Genomic DNA, 24623 nt, shown 5'->3' on the forward strand with positions numbered 1-24623 from the left:
GTTTGCGCGGTGGGGTGGGCCCTGCGGGGGTCGCTGTACCCGATCCAGACCTCCCCCCACCCCACCACGGGGCCCTTTTCCGCCGGCGGCGACAGCCTCTCCGCTCGAAGCGCCATCCCGCCAGGGGTCTTGGTGGATCTTCCGTGCGACTACGCGCCCGGGTGGGCCAGCTCGATGTCGTGGCCGTCGACGCCGCTGCCGGTCACGGTCAGCGCCCCGGCCACCGGCGGGTAGCCGGTCGCGACGACCGAGTACTCGCCCGCATCCAGGTCGGCGAAGGCGTACACGCCGTCCTCACCGGTCGTCGAGGTGCCGACCACGTTGCCCGCCGCGTCGATCAGCGTGACGCGGGCGTCGGCCAGCGGGACCCGGCCGGATCCGGCCCGGACGACACCGCGCACCACGGCGCCCGACTGCAGCACCGCGTCGGCTCGGGTGACGCCCTGGCCGCCGATCTCCACCGGCAGTGCCAGCGGGCGGAAGCCGGGGGCCGTCACGGCGACGGTCACGGAGCCGGGGATCAGCTCGGCGAAGCCGAACTCCCCGCCGGCGCCGGAGACGCCGGTGGCCAGTACGTCGCCGCGCACGTCGGTCACGACGACCATCGCGCCCTCGACGGGTTCCGCGCCCTCGGCGGTCCGTACGGTTCCGGAGAGGCCGCTCGTCCCCGCGAGCAGGATGTCGTAGGCCAGCGGCTCGTCCGCGACCACGACGGTGGACGCCTGCGGCTGGAAGCCGTCGGCGGACGCGATCAGGACGTAACTGCCGGATCCGGGGGCGTCCAGGACGTAACCGCCGTCGGCCTGGGCGACCGAACGGCCCAGCTGCCGGCCGCCCAGCGAGATGAGCGTGACGGCCGCCCGGGCGACGGGTGCGCCCTCGGCGCCGCGCACGACACCGCGCACGGGCGTGCCCTGGACGGTCGCCGCCGGGGCCTCGGCGCCGGCGCCACCGGTTCCGGCCGAGGTGATCCCGGCCGTTCCCTCGGCGACGAGTGCGGTGGTCGTGTCGGTGGACCCGGCAGCCTGCGACCCGGCCGCCTGCGACCCGACAGCCTCGACGGAGGGTGCCGCGGCCGGGACGGCGTCGTTGCCCGCGTTGGTCTTCAGGGCGACCTCCTTGATGAAGATGGTCACGACGAACGCCACGAGGGCGGCCGGTGCGGCGGACAGGAAGACGTCCGCGACGCCGTGCCCGTAGGCGACCTCCATGACCGTGCGGAGCGGAGCGGGGAGCGTGTCGAGGTCGGGGATGCCCCCGCCCCCGGTACCGCCGTGGCCCAGCGCGGCACCCTGGGGGCCGAGGTCGGCGAGGCCGTCCTTGACGTAGTGGGTGACGCGGTTGCCCAGGACGGCGCCCAGCGCCGAGACGCCGATCGCACCACCGAGCGAACGGAAGAACGTGACGACGGAGCTGGCGGCGCCGAGGTCCGCGGGAGCGACCTGGTTCTGCGTGGCGAGGACCAGGTTCTGCATCATCATGCCGATGCCGAGACCCATCACGAGCATGAAGATCGCGATGTGCCAGTACTCGGTGTCGTACCGGATGGTGCCCAGCAGCCCGAGGCCCGCGGTGAGCAGGAAGCCGCCGCTGACCAGCCAGGCCTTCCAGCGGCCCGTCTTGGTGATGACCTGCCCGGAGATCGTCGAGGAGAGGAACAGGCCGGCGATCATCGGGATCGTCATGACGCCGGACATCGTCGGCGACTTGTCACGCGCCAGCTGGAAGTACTGGCTGAAGAAGACCGTGCCCGCGAACATCCCGATGCCGACGAACAGCGAGGCCGCGGAGGCCAGGGTGATCGTGCGGTTGCGGAAGAGGCGGAGCGGGATGATCGGCTCGCTGGCCTTGGACTCGACGAGCAGGAAGAGCGCGATGAGGACGGCGGTGCCGCCGAGCATCGTGTAGGTCTGCCAGGAGACCCAGTCGTACTTGTCGCCGGCGAAGGTCACCCAGAGCAGCAGCAGGGAGACGGCGGCGCTGATGAAGAAGGCGCCCGACCAGTCGACCTTGACCTGGCGCTTGACCACCGGGAGCTTCAGGGTCTTCTGCAGCACGATCAGGGCGATCACCGCGAACGGCACACCCACGTAGAAGCACCAGCGCCAGCCCATCCAGCTGGTGTCGGTGATGACGCCGCCGAGGAGCGGACCGCCCACGGTGGCGACGGCGAAGACCGCGCCGAGGTAACCGCTGTAGCGCCCGCGCTCGCGCGGGGAGATCATCGCGGCCATCACGATCTGGGCGAGGGCGGAGAGACCGCCGACGCCGACGCCCTGGACGACACGGCAGACGATGAGCATGCCGCTGCTGGTCGACAGGCCGGCGACCACCGAGCCGCCGACGTAGATGACCAGGGCTATCTGGACCAGCAGCTTCTTGCTGAACAGGTCGGCGAGCTTGCCCCACAGGGGCGTCGTGGCGGTCATGGCCAGCAGCGAGGCCGTCACGACCCAGGTGTAGGCGCTCTGGCCGCCGCCCAGGTCGGAGATGATCTCGGGCAGGGCGTTGGAGACGACCGTCGACGACAGGATCGCGACGAACATGCCGAGCAGCAGCCCGGTCAGCGCTTCCATGATCTGCCGGTGTGTCATCGGCGTGCCGTCGGGGACCTCTGAGCCCCCGTGCTTGGCGTGGCCGCCCCGCACACCGGTCGGTGTGGTCGTAGCCATGAAATTCCTTGTCTTTGCTTCTGTTACACGGGTGTACGGGTGTACGAGTCGTCGGAGTGCCCGGTGCGGCAGTCGCCGCTGTGCCGTCCGGGGACGCATCCGCCGGAGTTGCGGCAGGCGAAGCTGTCGCGCAGCCGGGACAACAACGTGTTGAGCTGTCCGACCTCTTCGTCGGACCAGTCGATGAGGTTGTGGGCGAACATTTCGGTGGTCCGCCGTGTCAGGTCGTCCAGCAGTTCGTCGCCGGCCGGGGTCAGCCGCAGGATGCGGGACCGCTTGTCCGCCGGGTCCGGAAACCGCTCGATCCAGCCGTTGTCCACCACATGGGCGACGTGTCTGCTGGTCACCGACATGTCGACGGCCAGCAGCTCGGCCAGCCGGGTGATCCGCATCTCGCCGTACTTGGCCAGCAGCGTGAGCACCGCGGCCGATCCGCTCGGGCACTCGGCGGGCAGGATGCGGGCGAGGCCCCGTTTGACGGCTCCGACGGCGCTGAGCTGCCGGGCCAGTTCTTCGTACTGGCTCCGTGCGGCCACCGGCCCTCCAGACTTCTCACGGGTCATCTTGTTGCTTAGGGCAACGATAGAAGCTGTTGGTTGCTACAGGCAAACGAAATGGGCCTTGCACAAGTAAAGGAAGCCCAAAGCCTCCGTAGCCTCCCGGTCAAGCCCCCAGCGCACAGGGGGTGACCCGGGCCGGATGTGTCCCTGGGCACAGGCGACCGCGGCACTGGTGACCGCGCCGACGGGGTGTACGGGATCGCGCACGGCGTACGTCCGGAGAGCGGGCACGGCGTGGGCGCGGACGGCGCGCGCCACCCCCGTACAGGGGTACGGACGCGTCGACGGCCGGGGTGGAGGGGCCGTGGACATCCCGGGCGCGCATCACCCGTGGTGGACCCGGGGGTTGGGCGGCAGGCCCGAGTTCGCTAGGGTCCTGGGCCATGGCACACAACCCCCACGCCCCGCAGCCGGGCCCCGAGGGCACTCACGATCCGGCGGGCAGCACCCAGATGTTCCGCGCCTTCGTCGACGAGGGCGAGCCGCAGGGCAGGCGCCGGCCCGCCGAGGCCGCGTCCCGCTCCAGGACCGGGGTGATCGTGGGCGTCGTCGCGGTCCTCGTCGTCCTCGCGGCCGTCGCCTGGCTCGCGCTCGGCTGACCGGACCGCCCGTACGACCCGGGCCGGTACGGACACCAGCTCCCGGTACCTCGACCCCGGGACCCGCAGGCGCGCGAAGGACCTCGGGCGGGCCACCCGGCCTGCCCGCAGCCTCCGTACGCCCCTCCCTCCGCACGCCTTCTCCGCACCCGCCTCCCCCGCTCGACCGGCGAAGGGGGCGGGTGTGCCGCGTTCTCCGCGCGCTGTCGGGCGGGCTGCGGCGTGACGCGGCCGCCGAGGCGGTGGTCGGGGTGCCCGGGCGGCCGGTGGAGCCGCGTGAGCGGCAGGTGGCGGTGCCGGACGCGTGGGGGATCCGGCCGGAGGACGGCGGCTGTCCGCACCCCGGCCGGAACCCCGCGCGTCAGTCGGCGATGAGCCCTTCCCTGAGCTGGGTGAGGGTCCGGGTCAGCAACCGGGAGACGTGCATCTGCGAGATGCCGACCTCCTCGCCGATCTGCGACTGGGTCATGTTGGCGAAGAAGCGCAGCATGATGATCTGCCGCTCGCGCGGCGCGAGTCTGGCGAGCAGGGGCTTCAGGGACTCGCGGTACTCGACGCCTTCCAGCGCCAGGTCCTCGTAGCCCAGGCGGTCCGCCAGGGAGCCCTCGCCGCCGTCGTCCTCGGGGGAGGGGGAGTCCAGCGAGGAGGCCGTGTAGGCGTTGCCCACGGCCAGGCCGTCGACGACGTCCTCCTCGGAGACACCGAGCGCCTTGGCCAGCTCCGGGACGGTCGGCGAGCGGTCCAGCTTCTGGGCGAGCTCGTCACTGGCCTTGGTCAGGGCGAGCCGCAGCTCCTGGAGCCGGCGCGGCACCCGTACCGACCAGGAGGTGTCCCGGAAGAAGCGCTTGATCTCCCCCACCACGGTCGGCATCGCGAACGTGGGAAACTCCACGCCCCGTTCGCAGTCGAAGCGGTCGATGGCCTTGATCAGGCCGATCGTCCCGACCTGGACGATGTCCTCCATGGGTTCGTTACGGCTCCGGAACCGTGCCGCCGCGTACCGCACGAGCGGGAGGTTGAGCTCGATGAGTGTGTCCCGCACGTAGGTCCGCTCGGGGCTCTCCGGTCCTTCGGGGCCCGAGGCGGGCCCCAGCGCGGCGAGCCGCAGGAACAGGGAGCGGGAGAGGGTGCGGGTGTCGATGGCTTCCGGCGAGCTGGTGAGCACGGCGGGTGCGGGCACGCTCTTCGTGAGCGTGAGCACCTGTGAGCTGCCCTGTTCTGCGGACATGCCACCCCCTTGAGGTCGCGGACGGTCGCGGTGGCCACGACCATCGGAGGAACGCAGCCTCCACCTGAATACCGGAGGTGGGGCTGCGGCAAACGCGGTTCCTGCAGAATGTCACATGTCGGCAACACGCTGTAGTGACAAGTCGACAAGTCTGCGGGGAGACTGCGCAGGAAACAGGGGGTGTGCGCCTTTTACGCCCCCGCGGCCGGCCTGTACGGGGTCTACCCGTTCCGGCTACGCCTCGATCCTGTTTGCGGATCGCAATCGGGCGAAACTTCGGGCCAGGAGCCTTGACACGTGCATCTGGGAGACACCGAGTTCCGCGCTGATCTGTGACTGCGTCAGGTTGTTGTAGTAGCGCAGGAGCAGGATCCGCTGCTCGCGCTCGGGCAGCTGGACGAGCAGGTGCCGCACCAGGTCGCGGTGCTCGACCCCGGCCAGGGCCGGGTCCTCGTACCCGAGCCGGTCCAGGAGTCCTGGCAGCCCGTCACCTTCCTGGGCCGCCTCCAGCGAGGTCGCGTGGTACGAGCGTCCCGCCTCGATGCACGCGAGCACCTCCTCCTCGGCGATCTTCAGCCGCTCGGCGATCTCCGCCGTGGTCGGCGAGCGGCCGTGAGCGGTCGTCAGGTCCTCCGTCGCGCCGGTGACCTGCACCCAGAGCTCGTGGAGCCGTCGCGGCACGTGGACGGTCCGCACGTTGTCCCGGAAGTAGCGTTTGATCTCGCCGACCACGGTCGGCATGGCGAACGTGGGGAACTGGACGCCGCGCTCCGGATCGAACCGGTCGATGGCGTTGATCAGGCCGATGGTGCCGACCTGGACGACGTCCTCCATCGGTTCGTTGCGGCTGCGGAACCGGGCCGCGGCGTACCGCACGAGCGGAAGGTTCGCCTCGATGAGCGCGGTCCGCACCCGGTGGTGTTCGGCGGTGCCGGGCTCGAGGTCCTTGAGGCGCCCGAACAGCACCTGGGTGAGCGCTCTGGTGTCCGCCCCCCTGGTCCTCGCGGGGGGTGCGGACGGGTCGGGCGTCTCGGTCTGGATGTCGTCGGTCTGGACGTTCTGGGGCGGGACTTGAGGCGCTGTACTGGCCGGCACGGTGACGCCACCCCTTTGCGGTCAACCACGGTCAACTCATCCGTCAAAAGCGGTCATAGCATCACAAGACATGTCCTCTATGTGCAAGCACCGCATAGAGTCGTGTTGAGGGCTTTCTGGTTTAAACACGCCGATAAGCCCCTTCCTTGTACGGCGAGGGGGCGGGCGGCCCGGCGGAGGGGAACGTCAGAAGGGGTAGTCGGCGATCACCCAAGTGGCGAACGCGCGCCACTGTCCGGCGGCTTCCTGGTGGGCCGGGTGCTCGATGTAGCGCTTCAGGGAGTCCTCGTCGGCGACCGCCGAGTTGATGGCGAAGTCGTAGGCGATCGGCCGCTCGGTGATGTTCCAGGCGCACTCCCAGAACTCCAGCTCGGGGATCTTCCCGCCCAGCTCCTGGAAGGCCCGGACCCCCGCGACGACCCGCGGGTCGTCCCGTTCGACGCCGTCGTTCAGCTTGAACAGGACCAGGTGGCGGATCATGGGGGGTTCTCCTACTTCACGAGCTCGGACATGAAGTCTCCGACGCCCTGAGCGGCGCTCGATATGCCCTCGAACCCTACTTGGACGAGGTCGGCGGCCCGGGCGGGAGAGGTGATGATCGTGTACAGCACGAAGACCACAACAAAGTAGAGCGCGATCTTCTTCGCTTGCGCCACAGCCCCGCCCCTACGCTCGATCACCTGTGCAGTCGCGTGATTCTAGCCGCACACGTGCACGTGTCCGGGGGGCCTTTCCGCTCGATCGCGCCGCCTTCAGGGACCAAGGACCCGGCGATCCGGGCCCTTTGTCCGAGGGCGCGGCTTCTGGTGGGGAGGAGGATGGGAAGCGGCCCGCGGTGTGTGTCAGAACCGCGCGGGCCGAGGGCAGGACCTCCACGAGGTCCACGCCGTGGCCCCCCGAACGCGGCGGGGGCCTCCGGTCCTGATCCCACCGGGGGAAGCGGCTTGTCCCCCCGATGCCGCTTTCCCCGGATCCCGCACCCCGGCGGTGACACCGAACGCTCGAAGGGCCCGGCGCAATGCGCCGGGCCCTTCGTCAAGAGCGGTAGCGGAGGGATTTGAACCCTCGGTGAGTTTCCCCACACTCGCTTTCGAGGCGAGCTCCTTCGGCCGCTCGGACACGCTACCGAGAGAGAGCTTAGACCATCCCCGGCCCTGGTCAGAAATCCGATTCCCGACAGGCCCCCGCGGTGCGCCGCCGGCGGAGGCCGCGGCGGCGAGGCGGCGGCTCGACGGCGGCTCAGCGGTGGCGGAAGAACGTCGTCAGCAGGGCCGCGCAGGCGTCCTCCAGCACACCGTGGACCACCTCCGGGCGGTGGTTGAGCCTGCGGTCGCGGACCACGTCCCAGAGCGAACCCGCGGCCCCGGCCTTCTCGTCCCGCGCCCCGTAGACCACACGGCCGATCCGGGACTGCACGAGCGCGCCCGCGCACATCGTGCAGGGCTCCAGGGTGACCACGAGCGTGCAGCCGGTCAGCCGCCAGCCCCCGAGGGCCGCCGCGGCGCGGCGCAGGGCCAGCACCTCGGCGTGCGCGGTCGGATCGCCGGTCGCCTCGCGTTCGTTGTGGCCGGTGGCGAGGAGGGCGCCGTCCGGGCCCAGCACGACGGCGCCGACCGGCACGTCGCCGGCCAGCGCCGCCTGCGCGGCCTCGTCGAGGGCCTGGCGCATGGATGCCTGCCACGGGTCCCGTACGGGATCGGTGGGAGGGGCTGAGGTGGGTGGGGGTGGTGGTGCGGTCACCCGCGGACCCTAGCGGACGGTCTCCAGGACATCGGAGGCGCCGAGCGCGTCCGCGATCTCCACGAGCGCGTCCGTGCGCAGGGTCAGCAGGTCCTTCTCGGACAGACCGAGGTCGGCCAGCAGCCCGAGTTCGCCGAGCGGTCCCGCCGGTACGGCGTCGGGGCCGGGTTCCGGATCCAGGTCGGGGACGGCGGCGACGGCCGGATCGCCGGCGCCGTCCTGGATGTCGTCGGGGTCGCCGTCCTCCGGCACGTCGAGGTCGACGAGCTCCTCGAGTGCGGCGATCTCGTCCTCGGCCCCCGGTTCGCGGCCGAGCAGTTCGTCGGTGAGCAGGATCTCCCCGTACGAGGAGCGGGCGGCGGCGGACGCGTCCGAGACGTAGATACGGGGGTCCTCCTCACCGTCCACCCGGACGACGCCGAACCAGGCGTCCTCCTGCTCGATGTAGACCAGGACAGTGTCCTCGTCCACCGAGGCCTCACGGGCCAGATCCGTCAGGTCGGACAGGGTTTCCACATCGTCGAGCTCTGTGTCGCTCGCTTCCCACCCGTCTTCGGTGCGAGCGAGCAGTGCGGCGAAGTACACCGTGACTCTCCCACTGGTCATAGGTGAATCGGTCCGACGGGAGGGCAGACGGTCGTCCGGCTGCTCTGGGCCCCGCCCAATCGGCATCGTGGCAGAAACCAGCGCGTCGCGAGACCTCTTCGGCCGTTGCGTCGGCCATCAGTTGCGGGAGTGCCCGGTCGGCGGCAGCTCCGGCGCCGTCCTCGGACGGCCTGTCCCAGGGGCCCGGCGCCGGGCGGTCACCAGCGGAACGTGCGCATCCGCATCTGTTGGCGCATACGGGCCGCGCGGGCGCGGCGCGGCTGCACCCGGTCGCGGAGCTGCTTCGCCTCGTGGAGTTCGCGCAGGAACTGCGCCCGGCGTCTCCGGCGCGCCGCGTCACTCTCCTGCGCGTCCGGCATGCTGTCCCGCGCTTCGGGCACGTCGCGCGAGTCGCGCCGCGTCCGCGCCTGGTTCCACTGCTCCCCGTCGGGCAATCGACACACCACCCCAAGCCTGGGTCCTTATGCCCCCACCTTCCCCCCGGACAGGCGCTTGATGCCAGCGCGGACCGGCGAGGAGCCCGCCGGGAGCCCGGCTACTGTTGACGGCATGCGGATCCACGTCGTCGACCACCCGCTGGTGGCGCACAAACTCACCACGCTGCGCGACAAGCGCACCGATTCCCCGACCTTCCGGCGGCTCGCCGACGAGCTGGTCACCCTCCTCGCGTACGAGGCCACCAGGGATGTGCGGACCGAGCAGGTCGACATCGAGACCCCGGTGACGCCCACGACGGGTGTGAAGCTGTCCCACCCGCGGCCCCTGGTCGTCCCGATCCTGCGGGCCGGGCTCGGCATGCTGGACGGCATGGTCCGTCTCCTGCCGACCGCCGAGGTCGGCTTCCTGGGCATGATCCGCAACGAGGAGACGCTCCAGGCGGAGACGTACGCGACGCGGATGCCCGAGGACCTCTCCGGCCGGCAGGTCTACGTCCTGGACCCGATGCTGGCCACCGGTGGCACGCTCGTCGCGGCCATCCGGGAGCTGATCAAGCGCGGTGCGGACGACGTCACCGCGGTCGTGCTCCTCGCGGCGCCCGAGGGCGTCGAGGTCATGGAGCGCGAGCTGGCGGGCACGCCGGTCACGGTGGTCACCGCCTCGGTCGACGAGCGGCTCAACGAGAGCGGCTACATCGTGCCGGGCCTCGGGGACGCCGGTGACCGCATGTACGGCACCGCCGACTGACGCCTCCCTGGGCGCCCTCAGGAACAGGCGGAGGGCGCCGGGGCCGGCCTCGTCAGCGCCGTGAGCGCGGAGGCCGCCGCCGCGGGCGTGCTGAACGCCTTGAACTTCGCGCCGATGATCAGGTCGACGTCCGCCGTCCTGCGGGCGTCGGTCTTCCGCAGGGCCCCGGGCAGCTGGGTGGCGAGCACGGGGAACGAACCGTTCACCGCCGTCGGGGCGCCCAGCAGGAGCCCGGTGCCGGTCACCTTCTTGTCGTAGGCGGCAGGCGCGTTGTCCACCTTGCCGATGGCGAAGCCCCGCTTCTTCAGCTCGTCCGCCGCGGCCTTGGCGAGCCCGCTGCGGGGCGTGGCGTTGTAGATGTTGACCTTGATGGCGGCGGGCTTCGGCAGGGCCTTCGCGGGAGCGGACGCCTTCGGTGAGGGGCAGGTCTTCGGGCGGTCCGCCGCGTTCGCCTGCTCGTCGCTTCCGGTGAAGACGTCGACGATCTGGAGCGTGCCCCATCCGGCCAGGCCGAGAGCCACCACGGCTGCGGTCGCCGAGAGAACCAGTTTGCGGCGATTCCGGGGGCGACGCATACGGGGGTACGTGTTGCCCGTGACGCGGTACTTTCCGCCCATGCCGGGAGGGGTCAGCATGCTCATGGCCGCAGCGTAATGCGACCTGCTGATGATGCCTACTCAAAGGATCAGTGGGTGGCACCCGTATGAGCATAAAAACACCCGAAAGGCCCGAAATGGGCCACGGGTGGGAGTGGCGCGGTCAGCCGAGTTCGAGGACGCGGGCGTGCAGCACCTGGCGCTGCTGAAGGGCGGCGCGCACGGCGCGGTGCAGCCCGTCCTCGAGGTAGAGGTCGCCCTGCCACTTCACCACGTGCGCGAAGAGGTCGCCGTAGAACGTGGAGTCCTCCGCGAGGAGGGTTTCCAGGTCCAGTTGGCCCTTGGTGGTCACCAGTTGGTCCAGGCGGACCGGACGCGGCGCCACATCCGCCCACTGTCGGGTGCTTTCCCGGCCGTGGTCGGGATATGGCCGCCCATTTCCGATGCGCTTGAAGATCACACGGAAAGCCTACCGGGCGTGGGCCTCCTGGCGCAGCCATGGCACGGGACTACCGTGCCGTTCGGCGTGCCGTCGACCGGAGGGGACCATCCGGGGGCCGGCGTCCGCAGGGGCGGCGTCCGGGGGAGCGGGACGTGCCGGGTGATCCGGGGGCGTACGCCGCAGGCGGGCCGTGCGGGCGCCGACGCGCCTGCGGCGTACGGGGGACCAGGGTGCCGGACCGTTACCGGGTGACGCCGTGCGCGTGGCCCTCACGCAGCCCGCCGTCCCGGCCGGTGGCCCCGGTGGCGGGGGCGGCGGCCACGGGACGGGACAGGGAGCGGAGGTCGTAGGCGTAGGTGCCCACGGCGTTGGCGATCACGTCGATGTTGGTGTCGTAGTGGCCCATGTCGAGGTTGTCCAGATCGTCGCAGGCCGCGTGGTAGCAGGGGTCGTACGCGACGCCGGCCGTGCCGCCGAACCTGTTCGCCTCGGCGGCCGTCTTGATGCCCTCGGCGCCCGTGTCCGTGCCACCGGACGGGATCCCGGCCTCGACGAACGGCCCGTAGTCGGAGCGTCCGGTGTAGTCCGTGCCGGTGTGCGGCTTGCCCTTGCGGTCCAGGAAGGAGGTGATGTCGCGTTCCAGCTGGGCGGACCCCTCGGGGCCGGGGCCCTCGCCAACGCCGTCGGAGTCGTCGCCGTCGAAGACGAACTGGACACCGTTCGGCGAGGCGATCATGTCGAAGTTGAGGTAGAGCGCGAGCTGGGACCGCTGCGCCTCGGAGAGCTTCGCCACGTACGCCTCGGAGCCCAGGAGGCCGTTCTCCTCCGCGGACCACCAGGCGAAACGCACCTTGTTGGCGGGCGTACGGTGCGAGCGCGCCAGCTCCAGGGCGACCTCCAGGAGGCCGGCCGAGCCGGAGGCGTTGTCGTTGATGCCCGGCCCGTCGGTGACCGAGTCGAGGTGGGCGCCGAGCATGACCGTCCTGGCCGCGTTCCCGCCCCGCGTCTCCGCGACGACGTTGCGGGTGGTGCGCTCCTCCTGGAGTTCCCGTATCTCGAAGGAGACCGTCACCTCCCCCTTGGCGAGGTCGGCGACGAGCTTCTCGCCCTCCGCCTGGGTGAGCCCGCCGGTCGGGATCCTGCCCGCCTCGGCGCCCCCGAGGGTGCCGGAGAGCGCGCCTGCGGTGTTGTTGTAGATGACCGCGCCCGCGGCGCCCGCGGTGGCGGCGGCCGCCTGCTTCTCGGCGAAGGAGCAGCCGCCGCGCTTGATGAGGGCGATCTTGCCCGTGAAGGTGGCGGACGCGTAGTCGGCGGCCTCGCACCCGGTGGTGTCGTCGGCGGGCACGGCCACGAGTGCCGCCCGCAGGCCGCCCACCGCGGTGGACTTCGTGTAGGTCATCGCCCGGACCGCGATGTCGCGGGGCGTGGGGGAGACGACGGACAGCTTCTCGGCGAGCGTCTCCGTGTAGACGAAGTCGAAGGCCTGGTAGCCGACCTTGTAGCCCGCCTCCCGCAACAGCCGGTGGACGTAGGCGGCGGAGGCGTCGTGGCCGGGCGAGCCCGCCGCGCGGTGTCCCCCCGCCGAGTCGGCTATCGCCTGGAACCGTTGCAGGTGCCGGTAGGCGTCCTTGGCCGACGAGCGCTTCACCAGCTTCTGCGACAGCGCGGCGGCCTCCTTCGCCGGATCGTGCGGGGTGTGTCCGTGGTGGGGGGACGCGGCGAGGAGGAGCGGTGTGGCCAGGGCGGTGGCGGCCACGACGGCTACGGCTCTGCGACGAGTTGCGTGCACAGGAGTCCTTCCGGTGTGAACGGATGTGGAGGAAAGCTAGCGAGCCGGCCGGTGTCTGTGAACCGCCGAGACCGGCAGTGACCGGTTATGGCTTGTTCGCGATCACTTGGTCTGGTGTGCGGCCTTGGCCGCCGCCTTGGCCCGCTGTTTGTACGCCCGTACCTCGGCGAGCGATTCGGGGCCGGTGATGTCGGCCACCGAACGGTGCGAGCCCGCTTCCCCGTAGGGGCCCGCCGCCTCCCGCCACCCCGTCGGGCGGACTTGGAACTGCTTGCCCAGCAGGGCCAGGAAGATCTGCGCCTTCTGGGTGCCGAACCCGGGCAGCGCGCCCAGCCGCTCCAGCAACTCGGCGCCGGTGCCGGCGTCCTCCCAGACGGCGCTCGCCTCACCGCCGTACTCCGCGACCAGGAACCGGCAGAGTTGCTGCACCCTCTTCGCCATGGAACCCGGATAGCGGTGCAGGGCGGGTTTCGTGGTGAAGAGTTCGGTGAAGGCGTCCGGGTCGTACGCGGCGATCTCCTGGGCGTCCAGGTCGTCGGACCCCATGCGCCGCGCCAGGGTGAAGGGCCCGGTGAAGGCCCACTCCATCGGTACCTGCTGGTCCAGCAGCATGCCGACCAGGGCGGCCAGCGGACTGCGTCCCAGGAGCTCGTCGGCTTCCGGCTGCTGGGCGATGCGCACGGAGGCGTGTCCGCCTGTCCTGTCGTCGTCGGTCATACCTTTGATCATCGCGAGGATGACGGCCATCGGCGACTCCGGGCGGACCGGGGCCACGGCGCGGCGCGCTCGCCCCCGGGCGGCCCGGCGCGGCCGCCGGCCCCGGGCGTCCGCAGGCGGGCGGGTAGCGGCCGCACCGGAGTGGGCCGTGGTCCGCAGCGGCGGACGGGCGTGCCGGTGACCTGCGGCGTGCCCCTGTCCTTCGGAGCGGCGCGCTCGGTCCCCGAGCGCGGTGTGCGGCAGGTCCTCGACCTCGTGTGTCCCGCGGCTCACGCGCCCCCCCGTCACCCCGCGGACTCCCCGGCGCCCTCCCCCATGATCTGCCGGATGACGACGGGATGGTCCGGAGCGCCCGCGGGCTGCGGACAGGTCGCGATGCGCGCGGCGATCTCGGTGACCCTCTCCAGGCTCTCGCAGGCGAGCACCCAGTAGCCGGCGAGCACGACCTCGGTCCGTCCGTGGGGATCGTCGGAGACGACCGGCCGGCCGTCCTGTCCGGCGCCGACGAACCGGGTACGCGCCGGCTCGGCCAGTCCGTTGGCGTCCACCAACTCACCGGACTCGGTGAGGTCGTCGTTGACGGCCTTCATGAACGCGAACATCGCCCGCATGTCCTCCTCGTTCCAGGCCGGTCCGGCCGGGGAGGCCGTGCCGGCCATCGCCTCGTAGTCGGCCTGCGAGCCCTGCACCATCACCAGGTACTTCATGACGCGCTCCTCGGGTGCTGCGCCGCCCCCTGCGGGCGGCCCTCCCAGGGGACGCCGGACCGGGCGCCCCTGACCGGCCAACGCGCGGGGGCCCGGCCCGAAATCACTCGCCGGCGCCCGTGGTGTCGCGACTGCTGCCGAGCGCGCACGGTGCACGGCCGCCGTTCGGCCGGGGCGGGCACGGGCGTGAGGACGGCGAACGTGAGGACGGCGAGCGGGGCGCCGGCGAGGCGGTGCCGGTGGCACGCACGACCCGTGGTGCGGTCCGCGATCCGGTGGCCCGGCCGGCGTACGGCTGTCGTCCGGGGCGGCCCTGGCCGGGGCCCTGACCGGGCCGGACAGTAGAGTTCGGCAGCGTCGTCCCCACGAACCCCGAGGTACCGGCCGTGTGTCCCGCACCATCCGAACCACCGGCGCCCCCGTCCGCGCCGGCCGTGGCCGTCGTGGGTATCGGCGCCGACGGCTGGGCGGGCCTGCCCGGCACAGCGCGCGCCGCGCTCCTGGACGCCGAGGTGCTCATCGGCGGTGAACGCCAGCTGGGCCTGCTCCCACCGGCGTGCGCCGGCCGGCGGGTGCCCTGGCCGTCGCCCCTGCGCCCCGCCGTGCGCGGCCTGCTCACCGCCCACGCCGGGCGCTCGATCGCGGTGCTGGCCAGCGGCGACCCCATGTTCTACGGCATCGGCCGCGCCCTCACGGAGGAACTGGGCGCCGGGGCGCTGCGCGTGCTGCCGCACCCCTCCTCGGTGTCCTACGCCTGCGCCCGGCTCGGCTGGCCGCTCGAGGACACGGAGACCGTCACCCTGGTCGGCCGTCCGGCGGCCCGGCTGGCCGCCGCGCTCCACGACGGCCGCCGGCTGCTGGTCCTGAGCGCGGACGCGGCCACGCCCGCCGCCGTGGCCGCGCTGCTGCGGGACCGCGGTTTCGGCCCCAGCCGGATGCGGGTCCTCGAACAACTCGGCGGCACGGACGAGGACTGCCTGGACGGCACCGCCGACACCTGGGCCCACCCGCCGGGCGACCCGCTCAACGTCGTCGCGGTGGACTGCCGCAGCACCCCGGGCGCCCTGCGCCTCGGAGCCGTACCCGGTCTGCCCGACGAGGCGTACGAGAGCGACGGTCAGCTGACCAAGCGCCACGTCCGGGCCGCGACGCTCGGGGTTCTGGCTCCCGCGCCCGGTGAGCTCCTGTGGGACATCGGCGGGGGTTCGGGATCGATCGCCGTCGAATGGCTCAGGACCCACCCCTCCTGCCGTGCGCTCACCGTGGAGCGTGACCCGGTGCGCGCTTCCCGCATCACGCGCAACGCGGACCGGCTGGGTGTCCCCGCCCTGCGTGTCGTCACCGGCCGGGCACCCGAGGCCCTGGCCGGGCTGCCCGCGCCCGACGCCGTGTTCATCGGCGGCGGCCTCACCGCGCCGGGGCTGCTCGACGCCTGCTGGGACGCGCTGCCCCCGGGCGGCAGGCTCGTCGCCAACACGGTCACGCTGGAGTCGGAGGCGCTGCTCGCCGAGTGGTACGGCCGGCTCGGCGGAGACCTGGTGCGGCTGGCGGTGGCCCACGCGGTGCCCGTCGGCGGCTTCACGGGGTGGCGTCAGGCCATGCCCGTCACGCAGTGGTCCGTACGCAAGGCCCCTTCGACCTCTTCAGGAGACAACGGATGACGGTGTACTTCATCGGCGCGGGCCCCGGTGCCGCCGACCTGATCACGGTGCGCGGCGCCCGGATCCTCGCCGCCAGCCCCGTCTGCCTGTACGCGGGCAGCCTGGTGCCCCGGGAACTGCTCGACGCCTGCCCGGCGGACGCCCGGCTCGTGGACACCGCCCAGCTCGACATCGACCGGATCACCGCCGAGCTGGTGCGCGCGCACGAGGAGGGGCACGACGTCGCCCGGTTGCACTCCGGCGACCCCTCGGTCTTCAGCGCGGTGAACGAGCAGATGCGGCGGCTCGACGAGGCGGGCGTGCCGTACGACGTCGTGCCCGGTGTGCCGGCGTTCGCCGCCGCGGCGGCCGCCCTCAAGCGGGAGCTGACGGTGCCCACGGTCGGGCAGACCGTCATCCTCACCCGGATCGCCCAGCGCGCGACCGCGATGCCGGAGGGCGAGGACCTGGCCACGCTGGGCCGCAGCGGCGCGCTGATCGTGCTGCACCTGGCGGCGGGATACGTCGACCGGGTGGTCGAGGAACTGCTGCCGCATTACGGGGCCGGCTGCCCGGCGGCGGTGGTGGCCATGGCCTCACGGCCGGACGAGATCGTGCTGCGCGGGACGCTGGAGTCCATCGCGCGGCAGGTGAAGGAGGCCGGGGTGGTGCGGACGGCCGTGATCATGGTGGGGCGGACTCTCGGCGCCGAGCAGTTCCGGGACAGCCACCTGTACTCCCCGCACCGGGACCGCCACTCCTGCTGACACCGGCCGGCCGGGGCCGCCGGTCGACGGGGCCCCGCCGGCCGGGGGTGCGTGGGCGGCACCGGCCGGGCGGGGAAGTCCATCGGCCGGTACGTGCGTACGGGCGGGAAGTGCCCTCCGCCCACCACCAGGCGTGATCGCACGGCGCTCCGGCCGGCGTCGGCGGTCGGCGACCGGCGTGATCGCACGGCGCTCCGGCCGGCGTCGGCGGTCGGCGACCGGCGTCAACGCACGGCGCTCCGGCCCACCACCGTCCCCGCGCGGTCGATACAGATCACGTCCACGGCCACCGGCGCACCGCGCAGGACCGACAGCGCCTGCTCCCCCGCCCTCTCCGCCACCAGGTCGCCCAGCGGGACCCCCGCCGCCATGCACAGCTGAAGCGCTGCCAGGCCGGTGTTGGCCACCTCGATCCGCGCGGCCAGCTCCTCGCTCGCTCCGCCCTGCCGCGCCAGCCCGGCCAGGAACGGCTTGTCGACCTGGGAACGGCCCGAGTGCAGATCCAGGTGGCCCGCCGCCAGTTTCGACAGTTTGGCGAACCCACCGCAGATCGTCAGCCGGTCCACCGGATGGCGGCGTACGTACTTCAGCACCGCACCCGCGAAGTCGCCCATGTCCAGCAGGGCGATCTCCGGCAGGCCGTACTCCGCGACCACCGTCTTCTCGGAGGTCGAGCCCGTGCATCCCGCCACGTGCCGATGGCCGGCCGCCCGCGCCACGTCCACTCCCCGTCGGATCGAGTCGATCCAGGCCGAGCAGGAGTACGGCACCACGACACCCGTCGTGCCGAGGATGGAGAGTCCGCCCAGGATGCCCAGACGAATGTTCCACGTGAAACGTGCGATCTCCTCCCCGTCGTCCACCGAGACCGTGATCTCGGCATCGCCGGTCCCCCCGTGCTCGGCCGCCACCCGCCCGATGTGGTCCCGCATCATCTGGCGGGGGACCGGGTTGATCGCGGGCTCCCCGACGTCGAGCGGCAGCCCCGGGAGCGTCACCGTGCCGACACCGGGGCCCGCCCGGAACACCACGCCGGAGCCCGGCGGCAGCGGGCGTACGGTGGCGCGCACCAGGGCTCCGTGGGTCACGTCCGGGTCGTCGCCCGCGTCCTTGACCACGCCTGCGGTTGCCCGGCCGTCGGCCAGCTGCTCGACCGCGAGCGCGAAGGCGGGGGTCTGGCCCCGGGGCAGCGTGATGGTCACGGGGTCGGGGAACTCGCCGGTGAGCAGGGCCGTGTACGCCGCTGTGGCGGCCGCCGTCGCGCAGGCGCCGGTCGTCCAGCCCGGTCGCAGACCGGTGTGCTTGAGTTGGGCGTCGCGCCCGCCCCGCGGCTCACTGCTCATGGATGGACCGGTCCCATGCCCTTGCACCTGCTCGTTCTCGGTGGCACGACGGAGGCCCGTCGGCTCGCCGAGTCCCTGGTGCCCGTGGAGGGGATCAAGGTCACCAGCTCACTGGCCGGTCGCGTCGCCCGGCCCCGGTTCCCCCCGGGTGAGGTACGCGTCGGGGGCTTCGGTGGAGCCGACGGCATGGCCGAGTGGCTCCGTGCGCACCGAGTGGATGCGGTCATCGACGCCACCCATCCTTTCGCCGGGACGATCAGTTTCAACGCGGCCGGGGCCGCCGCCGCTGTCCATGTTCCCCTGCTGGCTCTGCGCCGGCCCGGCTGGGTGCCCTCCGACGGTGACCTGTGGCACGTCACCGACTCGCTGGCCGGTGCCGCGGAACTGCTGCCCGCACTGGGCCGGCGGATCTTCCTCACGACGGGCCGGATGGGGCTGGCGGCGTTCGCCCGACTGGACGCCCTGTGGTTCCTGGTGCGGTCGGTGGACGCCCCGGAGGCCCCATGCCCGCCGCGCATGGAGGTCCTGCTCGACCGGGGTCCGTTCAGCCTGGACGGCGAGCGCGACCTGCTCCGGCGCCACCGCATCGACGTCCTGGTCACCAAGGACAGCGGTGGCGCCGCGACCGCCCCGAAGCTGACCGCGGCCCGTGAGGCCGGGGTGCCGGTGGTCGTGGTGCGCCGGCCACCGGTGCCGGACGGCGTGCCGGTCGCCGGGACGCCGGAGGAGGCCGTCGCCTGGCTGCGGGACCTCGCGGCAGCGAACGGGTGGACGGCGGCCCCCTGCCCGCCGCGGTGACCGTCCTGTCCTGCCCGGCGGTGAACGTCCGGCCTCACCCGGCGCGGTGACCGTTTCCCCGGGGTGAGGACCGTCCCGCCCCGCGTGTGACCGTCAGCGTTCGCCGGCCGCGCCGGTTCAGGCCTCCGGGTAGCGGCGGGGCGTCCAGACGATCTGGCGGCCGTCGCCCCGGTGCACCCAGCGCGTCTGGGAGGACCCCACGATGAGGATCGTCCGCATGTCCACGTCCAGCGGGTCCAGGTCGGCCAGCCGCACCGTGCGCACGCTCTCGGCCGGCCCGCCGACGTCGCGGCCGAGGACCACGGGCGTGTCCGGCGAGCGGTGTTCGAGCAGCAGGTCGCGGGCCTTGCCGACCTGCCAGGTCCGGCTGCGCGAGCCGGGGTTGTACAGCGCCATCACGAGATCGGCCGCGGCCGCCGCGCGCAGTCGCTCGGCGATGACCTCCCACGGCTTGAGCCGGTCCGAGAGGGAGATGGTGGCGTAGTCGTGGCCCAGCGGAGCTCCCGCGCGGGCGGCGGCCGCGTTGGCCGCCGTCACCCCGGGCAGCACCCGGACGGCGATGTCGGTGTAGGCCTCCTGCGAGGCGACCTCGAGGACGGCGGTCGCCATGGCGAAGACCCCGGGATCGCCTCCGGACACGACGGCCACCCGGCGGCCCCGGCGCGCCAGGTCCAGGGCGAACTCGGCGCGCTCCGACTCCACCTTGTTGTCCGAGCCGTGGCGCTGCTGCCCGGGCCGCACCGGCACCCGGTCGAGGTAGGTCGTGTAGCCCACGACGTCGTCGGCGGCGGCCAGTGCCCCGCGGGTCTCCGGGGTGAGCCACAGTGGTCCCGCCGGCCCGGTGCCGACCACGACGACCTCGCCCGAACCGGGTGACCGCTCGGGCCGTGGGGCGTCGATCCTGCTGGGGAGCACGGCGACCGCGAAGTACGGCACGGAGTCCGCGTCCGTCTCCGCGAGATCACCGATGCGCTCGCCCGCCATGGTGGCGCGCTCCACGTACCGTGCCTCGGGCAGCCGCCCGGACGCCTCGAACGCCCGGCGCACGGCGGGGAACGTACGGCCCAGTTTCATCACGACCGCGGAGTCGGTGGCCGCCAGGCGGGCCGTGAGCTCCTCCTCCGGCAGCGTGCCGGGCAGGATCGTCAGCACCTCCTCGGCCTCGACGAGCGGGGTGCCCAGCCGCGCCGCGGCGGCGCTGACCGAGGTGACACCGGGGATGACCTCGGTGTCGTAACGGTCCGCGAGCCGCTTGTGCATGTGCTGGTAGGAGCCGTAGAAGAGCGGGTCGCCCTCGGCGAGCACGGCGACGGTGCGGCCGGCGTCGAGGTGTGCCGCGAGGCGGGCGGCGGCCTCGGTGTAGAACTCGTCCAGCGCTCCCCGGTAACCGCCCGGGTGGTCCGTGGTCTCCGTCGTGACGGGGTAGACCAGCGCCTCCTCGATGTGGTCGGCGCGGATGTGCCGCGCCGCGATGGAGCGGGCGATGGAGCGGCCGTGGCGGGCGGAGTGGTAGGCGATGACGTCGGCCTCCCCGATCACCTGCACGGCGCGCACGGTCATCAGGGAGGGGTCGCCGGGGCCGAGCCCGACCCCGTACAACCGCCCGGTGCCGGCGCCGCCTGTGCCGGCCGCGCCGCTCGTGCCGGCCGCGCCCGCGGTGGTGCGGGGGCCGCCGGTCTGCTGCTGCTCGGGCACGCTCACTCCTCCTCGCTGGCGATCGCGTTGAGGGCGGCGGCCGCGATCGCGCTGCCGCCGCGCCGGCCCCGTACGACGAGGTGCTCCAGGCCGGACGGATGGGCGGCCAGGGCCTCCTTGGACTCGGCGGCCCCGATGAAGCCGACCGGCACGCCGATGACGGCGGCGGGGCGGGGTGCGCCCTCCTCGATCATCTCCAGCAGCCGGAACAGCGCGGTGGGCGCGTTGCCGACGGCGACGACCGCCCCCTCCATCCGGTCCCGCCACAGTTCGAGGGCGGCGGCGCTGCGGGTGGTGCCGAGCTCCGCGGCCAGCCCGGGGACGGCGGGGTCCGAGAGGGTGCAGATCACCTCGTTGTCCGCCGGCAGCCGCTTGCGGGTGACCCCGCTGGCGACCATGGCCACGTCGCAGAGGATGGGCGCACCGGACCGCAGGGCCGCGCGGGCGTCGGCCACGGCGTTCGGGGAGAAGGCGAGGTCGCGTACGAGGTCGACCATGCCGCAGGCGTGGATCATGCGGACGGCGACCTGGCTCACGTCGGCGGGCAGCCCTGCCAGGTCCGCTTCCGCGCGGATGGTGGCGAAGGACTGGCGGTAGATCGCCGGTCCGTCCTTCTCGTACTGGTGCACAGTGCTGTCGCTTTCTTCGTCGAACAGGCCGAACAGGGGGGCGTGGTGCGTGGTGGTCAGGTGTGGGCGCCCCGGGCCGCCGCCACGGCCGCGGCGAGCGCGGCGGGGTCGTCCCGGACCGTGGCGGTCCCGGTGGTCCGGTCCCCCCGCACGTGAGAGATCCGGTGTCCGTCCGGGGTGGCGACCACGTCGATCCACTCCCCGTGCGGATGGCCGCACCGGCGTTCGCACCCGGACCAGTACACAGGGAGCCGGCCGGCCGGGCCGACGGCGGCCCCGGCGTCGGCCCGCACGTCGGCCAGCGACTTCGCGCAGCCGGGCCGGCCGACGCACGCCCCGACACCGGCCCACGGAGAGCCGGGGCCGGTGATCAGGCCGGCCTTCGCGAGGGCGGCGAGCAGGCCGTCCGCACGGCGGGGGGCGACGCCGGTGACGACGGCCCCGCGCCACGGGGTGAGCCGGAGTCCGCCGGCGCCGGACAGCAGGCGCCACTGCGCCGCGTCCAGCCGCCCCAGCGGTACGCCGACGGACAGCGCGTCCTTCTCGCGGCTGCCCGGAAGCCGTCCGTGCGCCGGGGGCGGGGCCGTCGCGGGGCGGGGGCGGGACCGGGCGGCCCCGGTGATGCCGGCCTCTGCGAGCCGCCGCCGCACGTCGTCGGGGAGCGCGGCCGCGGCCTCGCCCGGGAGGTCCTTCATCCGCCAGGCGCCGGTGTCCCGGGCTGCGTCGAGGAAGGCACCGGCGGCGACGAGCGCCGCACGGGGCGCGTCGGCGGCGGGTACGCGCAGCACGGAGTCCGTGTCCCCGACGCGCAGCAGCGCGCCGCCGTCGCCGTGGGCCAGCAGCGTGAGGTCGGCGCCGAGGGCGTCGACATCCCCGCGGCCGTCGTCGAGGGCGAAGAGGAAACGTCCGGAGAGCGCCGTCGCCCGGTCGCTCGCGCACAGGAGACGGTCCAGCTCGGTCAGCCACGGTCCGATGTCGGCGGCCCCGCGGCCGTCCAGCCCGGAGAGCGGGGACGCGACCACGTTCCTCACCCGCTCGTGGCGCTCCGAGGGCAGCAGCCCGGCGCCGCTCAGCAGACCGGCCAGTTCGGCACCGCAGTCGGCGGAGAGGCCGCGCAACTGCACGTTCCCCCGGGAGGTGAGATGCAACTCACCGTCACCGAACCGCTCGGCCGCCTCCCGCAGGACGCCCGCCTGACGGGGCGTCAATATGCCGCCGGGTATGCGGATCCGCGCCAGCGCGCCGTCGTCCGCCCGGTGCAGGCGCAGCGCGCCGGGGCACGCGTCACCGCTGCTCCGGGCACACGCGTCACCCGGAGGCCGGGGCGGAAGGGGGGAGGCGGACATGGCGGCGAGCATACCGACCGTGACCGGGCCGCACCCCTGCGGTCACTGTGACCTACGGGACATCCGGCCGCGGCCCCGGCCGGGACGGGGCCGTCTGGTCAGGACCCCCCACCCGCCGCCTACTATGCCTAGCGGCGGTCCGTTCGGCCCGCCATCGCCAGACGGCGACATGGGAGGAAGCCCGGTGAGATTCCGGCGCGGTCCCGCCACTGTGAACCCGGCCCCGGCCGGGCGAGTCAGGAACTCCCGCCGTCCGACACACCGCCCGGGGCGTGGACACCCCGAGGAAGGGCTGACGCCGCATGATCCTGCTCCTGTCGACGTCCGACACCGACCTGCTGAGCGCCCGCGCCGCGCGGGGCCCGGTCGGCTACCGCTACGCCAACCCCTCCCGTCTCGTGCTCGACGACCTCCCGGGGCTCCTGGACGGTACGGACCTCGTCGTCGTACGCCTCCTCGGTGGCGTACGCGCCTGGCAGGACGGGCTCGACCAGGTGCTCGCGACCGGCCGCCCCGTCGTCGTGCTCACCGGTGAACAGGCCCCCGACGCGCAGCTGATGGCGGCCTCCACCGTGCCCATCGGCATCGCGGCCGAGTCGCACGCCTACCTCGCGCACGGCGGCCCCGCCAACCTCGAACAGCTGGCCCGCTTCCTCTCCGACACGGTCCTGCTCACCGGCCACGGCTTCGATCCGCCCGCCCCGGCCCCGGCGTGGGGCCCGCTGGAGCGGACCGCCCGGGACGTCACCGGCCCGACCGTCGCGGTGCTCTACTACCGCGCCCACCACATGAGCGGGAACACCGCGTTCGTCGAGGCGTTGTGCGCCGCCGTCGAGGACGCCGGCGCACGCCCCCTCCCGCTGTACGTCGCCTCGCTGCGGACCCCCGAGCCCGAGCTGATCGACGAACTCCGCGCCGCCGACGCCATCGTGACCACCGTCCTCGCGGCGGGCGGTACCAAGCCGGCCACCGCCTCGGCGGGCGGCGACGACGAGTCCTGGGACGCGGGCGCCCTCACCGGCCTCGACGTGCCCGTCCTCCAGGCGCTCTGCCTCACCAGCCCGCGGGCGGCCTGGGAGGAGAACGACGAGGGCGTCTCCCCGCTGGACGCCGCGACCCAGATCGCCGTCCCCGAGTTCGACGGCCGCCTGATCACCGTGCCGTTCTCCTTCAAGGAGATCGACGAGGACGGCCTGCCCGCGTACGTCGCCGACCCCGAGCGGGCCGCCCGGGTCGCCGGGATCGCCGTACGCCACGCCCGGCTCCGCCACATCCCGGCCGCCCGGAAGCGGATCGCGCTCGTCCTGTCCGCGTACCCGACGAAGCACTCCCGCATCGGCAACGCCGTCGGCCTCGACACCCCCGCGAGCGCCGTCGCCCTGCTGCGCCGGCTGCGTGCCGAGGGGTACGACTTCGGCCCCGAGGAGGACATCCCGGGCCTGGTCTCGGGCGACGGCGACGAGCTCATCTACGCGCTCATCGAGGCCGGCGGCCACGACCAGGAGTGGCTCACCGAGGAGCAGCTGGCCCGCAACCCGGTCCGCATCCCCGCCGCCGACTACCGCCGCTGGTACGCCACGCTGCCCGCGGAACTGCGCGAGGCCGTCGAGGAGCACTGGGGCCCGGCGCCCGGCGAGATGTTCCTCGACCGGTCCCGCAACCCCGAGGGCGACATCGTGCTCGCCGCCCTGCGGCGCGGCAATCTGCTGATCCTCATCCAGCCGCCGCGCGGCTTCGGCGAGAACCCGATCGCGATCTACCACGACCCCGACCTGCCGCCCTCGCACCACTACCTGGCCGCCTACCGCTGGATCGCCGCGTCCGCCGACGACAACGGCTTCGGCGCCGACGCGATGATCCACCTCGGCAAACACGGCAACCTGGAGTGGCTGCCCGGCAAGAACGCCGGCCTCTCCGCGGCCTGCGGCCCGGACGCGGCGCTGGGCGATCTGCCGCTGGTCTACCCGTTCCTGGTGAACGACCCGGGGGAGGGCACCCAGGCCAAGCGCCGGGTGCACGCGACCCTCGTGGACCACCTCGTGCCGCCGATGGCGAGGGCCGACAGCTACGGCGACATCGCCCGCCTCGAACAGCTGCTGGACGAGCACGCCCAGATCGCCGCCATGGACCCGGCGAAGCTCCCGGCGGTCCGCGCACAGATCTGGACCCTCATCCAGGCCGCGAAGCTCGACCACGACCTGGGGCTGGAGGACCGCCCCGAGGACGAGGGCTTCGACGAGTTCATCATGCATCTCGACGGCTGGCTCTGTGAGATCAAGGACGTCCAGATCCGCGACGGGCTGCACGTCCTGGGCAGCGCCCCGGCCGGCCAGGACCGCGTCAACCTCGTCCTCGCCGTGCTGCGCGCCCGCCAGATCTGGGGCGGTACGGCCTCGCTGCCCGGCCTGCGCGAGGCGCTCGGCCTGGACGAGTCGGCGGCCACCGGGACCGCCGCCGACGAGACCGAGG

Annotated in this window: 24 protein-coding genes, 1 tRNA gene and 1 riboswitch; of the genes, 6 read left to right on the plus strand and 19 right to left on the minus strand. The window is 73.1% G+C overall.

Features of this window, described 5'->3' with window-relative positions:
- Positions 1-149: 149 nt before the first annotated feature.
- Together ABZ371_RS06990 and ABZ371_RS06995 are read right to left on the minus strand one after the other, a co-directional pair.
- A complete protein-coding gene (locus ABZ371_RS06990) occupies positions 150-2672 on the minus strand; it encodes an MFS transporter (protein ID WP_358674619.1) in 2523 nt (840 codons plus the stop codon).
- 23 nt (positions 2673-2695) lie between these two features.
- A complete protein-coding gene (locus tag ABZ371_RS06995; protein ID WP_358674622.1) occupies positions 2696-3208 on the minus strand; it encodes a MarR family winged helix-turn-helix transcriptional regulator in 513 nt (170 codons plus the stop codon).
- A gap of 407 nt (positions 3209-3615) precedes the next feature.
- On the opposite strand from ABZ371_RS06995, the gene ABZ371_RS07000 reads away from it, so the two are divergent.
- Positions 3616-3831, plus strand: coding sequence for a hypothetical protein (locus ABZ371_RS07000; RefSeq protein WP_358674625.1), 216 nt, complete (start codon positions 3616-3618; stop codon positions 3829-3831).
- A 361-nt stretch (positions 3832-4192) separates the two neighbouring features.
- On the opposite strand, the gene ABZ371_RS07005 is transcribed toward ABZ371_RS07000, so the two are convergent.
- The 8 genes from ABZ371_RS07005 to ABZ371_RS07040 all read right to left on the minus strand — a co-directional run bounded on the left by ABZ371_RS07005 (position 4193) and on the right by ABZ371_RS07040 (position 8880).
- The gene (locus ABZ371_RS07005; protein ID WP_358674627.1) at positions 4193-5059 is read right to left on the minus strand and encodes an RNA polymerase sigma factor SigF; all 867 of its coding nucleotides are present in this window, start codon (positions 5057-5059) and stop codon (positions 4193-4195) included.
- A gap of 234 nt (positions 5060-5293) precedes the next feature.
- The gene (locus ABZ371_RS07010) at positions 5294-6154 is read right to left on the minus strand and encodes an RNA polymerase sigma factor SigF (protein ID WP_358674630.1); all 861 of its coding nucleotides are present in this window, start codon (positions 6152-6154) and stop codon (positions 5294-5296) included.
- A gap of 186 nt (positions 6155-6340) precedes the next feature.
- Positions 6341-6634, minus strand: coding sequence for a Dabb family protein (locus tag ABZ371_RS07015; protein ID WP_358674632.1), 294 nt, complete (start codon positions 6632-6634; stop codon positions 6341-6343).
- A gap of 11 nt (positions 6635-6645) precedes the next feature.
- Positions 6646-6810 (minus strand): hypothetical protein, encoded by a 165-nt coding sequence (locus tag ABZ371_RS07020; protein ID WP_358674635.1) that lies wholly within the window; start codon positions 6808-6810, stop codon positions 6646-6648.
- Between the two features lie 386 nt (positions 6811-7196).
- Positions 7197-7281, minus strand: a tRNA-Ser gene (locus tag ABZ371_RS07025).
- A gap of 112 nt (positions 7282-7393) precedes the next feature.
- Entirely contained in the window at positions 7394-7822 is a 429-nt protein-coding gene (tadA, locus tag ABZ371_RS07030) for a tRNA adenosine(34) deaminase TadA (RefSeq protein ID WP_358674664.1), read from the minus strand.
- 81 nt (positions 7823-7903) lie between these two features.
- Entirely contained in the window at positions 7904-8479 is a 576-nt protein-coding gene (locus ABZ371_RS07035) for a hypothetical protein (protein WP_358674666.1), read from the minus strand.
- 218 nt (positions 8480-8697) lie between these two features.
- Positions 8698-8880, minus strand: coding sequence for a hypothetical protein (locus tag ABZ371_RS07040; protein WP_358674669.1), 183 nt, complete (start codon positions 8878-8880; stop codon positions 8698-8700).
- A gap of 169 nt (positions 8881-9049) precedes the next feature.
- Here ABZ371_RS07040 and upp point away from each other — a divergent pair, with 169 nt between their 5' ends.
- Positions 9050-9685, plus strand: a complete 636-nt coding sequence (upp, locus tag ABZ371_RS07045) for a uracil phosphoribosyltransferase (RefSeq protein WP_358674638.1) — start codon at positions 9050-9052, stop codon at positions 9683-9685.
- A gap of 17 nt (positions 9686-9702) precedes the next feature.
- Here upp and ABZ371_RS07050 read toward each other — a convergent pair whose 3' ends face one another.
- The 5 genes from ABZ371_RS07050 to ABZ371_RS07070 form a co-directional block, all read right to left on the minus strand.
- Positions 9703-10302, minus strand: coding sequence for a LytR C-terminal domain-containing protein (locus ABZ371_RS07050; protein WP_358674671.1), 600 nt, complete (start codon positions 10300-10302; stop codon positions 9703-9705).
- A gap of 142 nt (positions 10303-10444) precedes the next feature.
- Positions 10445-10741 carry a type II toxin-antitoxin system VapB family antitoxin gene (locus ABZ371_RS07055; RefSeq protein ID WP_003955420.1) on the minus strand — a complete coding sequence of 99 codons (297 nt, stop codon included), beginning with the start codon at positions 10739-10741 and terminating at the stop codon, positions 10445-10447.
- Positions 10742-10964: 223 nt separating this feature from the next.
- Entirely contained in the window at positions 10965-12512 is a 1548-nt protein-coding gene (locus ABZ371_RS07060; RefSeq protein ID WP_358674641.1) for a M20/M25/M40 family metallo-hydrolase, read from the minus strand.
- Between the two features lie 102 nt (positions 12513-12614).
- On the minus strand, positions 12615-13229 hold the full coding sequence (locus tag ABZ371_RS07065; protein WP_358674644.1) for an HhH-GPD-type base excision DNA repair protein: 615 nt from the start codon (positions 13227-13229) through the stop codon (positions 12615-12617).
- A gap of 284 nt (positions 13230-13513) precedes the next feature.
- Entirely contained in the window at positions 13514-13936 is a 423-nt protein-coding gene (locus ABZ371_RS07070; RefSeq protein ID WP_358674647.1) for a YciI family protein, read from the minus strand.
- 434 nt (positions 13937-14370) lie between these two features.
- On the opposite strand from ABZ371_RS07070, the gene cbiE reads away from it, so the two are divergent.
- Together cbiE and cobM are read left to right on the plus strand one after the other, a co-directional pair.
- The gene (gene cbiE, locus ABZ371_RS07075) at positions 14371-15597 is read left to right on the plus strand and encodes a precorrin-6y C5,15-methyltransferase (decarboxylating) subunit CbiE (protein WP_358674649.1); all 1227 of its coding nucleotides are present in this window, start codon (positions 14371-14373) and stop codon (positions 15595-15597) included.
- Positions 15594-16343: a precorrin-4 C(11)-methyltransferase gene (cobM, locus tag ABZ371_RS07080; protein WP_358674652.1), complete on the plus strand. Its 750-nt coding sequence runs from the start codon at positions 15594-15596 to the stop codon at positions 16341-16343. Before cbiE ends, cobM begins: the two co-directional genes overlap by 4 nt.
- A gap of 224 nt (positions 16344-16567) precedes the next feature.
- Here the strand turns inward: cobM and ABZ371_RS07085 are convergent, their stop codons facing one another.
- Positions 16568-17686, minus strand: a complete 1119-nt coding sequence (locus ABZ371_RS07085) for a cobalt-precorrin-5B (C(1))-methyltransferase (RefSeq protein ID WP_358674655.1) — start codon at positions 17684-17686, stop codon at positions 16568-16570.
- Between the two features lie 21 nt (positions 17687-17707).
- Between ABZ371_RS07085 and ABZ371_RS07090 the strand changes: the two genes are divergently transcribed.
- Entirely contained in the window at positions 17708-18484 is a 777-nt protein-coding gene (locus ABZ371_RS07090; protein ID WP_358674674.1) for a cobalt-precorrin-6A reductase, read from the plus strand.
- Between the two features lie 117 nt (positions 18485-18601).
- Here ABZ371_RS07090 and cobJ read toward each other — a convergent pair whose 3' ends face one another.
- The 3 genes from cobJ to cobG form a co-directional block, all read right to left on the minus strand.
- The gene (gene cobJ / locus ABZ371_RS07095; RefSeq protein WP_358674677.1) at positions 18602-20083 is read right to left on the minus strand and encodes a precorrin-3B C(17)-methyltransferase; all 1482 of its coding nucleotides are present in this window, start codon (positions 20081-20083) and stop codon (positions 18602-18604) included.
- 98 nt (positions 20084-20181) lie between these two features.
- On the minus strand, positions 20182-20808 hold the full coding sequence (locus ABZ371_RS07100) for a precorrin-8X methylmutase (RefSeq protein ID WP_205019232.1): 627 nt from the start codon (positions 20806-20808) through the stop codon (positions 20182-20184).
- A gap of 56 nt (positions 20809-20864) precedes the next feature.
- A complete protein-coding gene (cobG, locus tag ABZ371_RS07105; protein ID WP_358674658.1) occupies positions 20865-22154 on the minus strand; it encodes a precorrin-3B synthase in 1290 nt (429 codons plus the stop codon).
- Positions 22155-22272: 118 nt separating this feature from the next.
- Positions 22273-22423, plus strand: a riboswitch (cobalamin riboswitch).
- A 33-nt stretch (positions 22424-22456) separates the two neighbouring features.
- Here cobG and ABZ371_RS07110 point away from each other — a divergent pair.
- The coding region (locus tag ABZ371_RS07110) for a cobaltochelatase subunit CobN (RefSeq protein ID WP_358674661.1) at positions 22457-24623 on the plus strand (2167 nt) is incomplete at its 3' end.

This window comes from Streptomyces sp. NPDC005899, from assembly GCF_040629645.1.
In the GTDB taxonomy this organism is placed as follows: Bacteria; Actinomycetota; Actinomycetes; order Streptomycetales; family Streptomycetaceae; genus Streptomyces.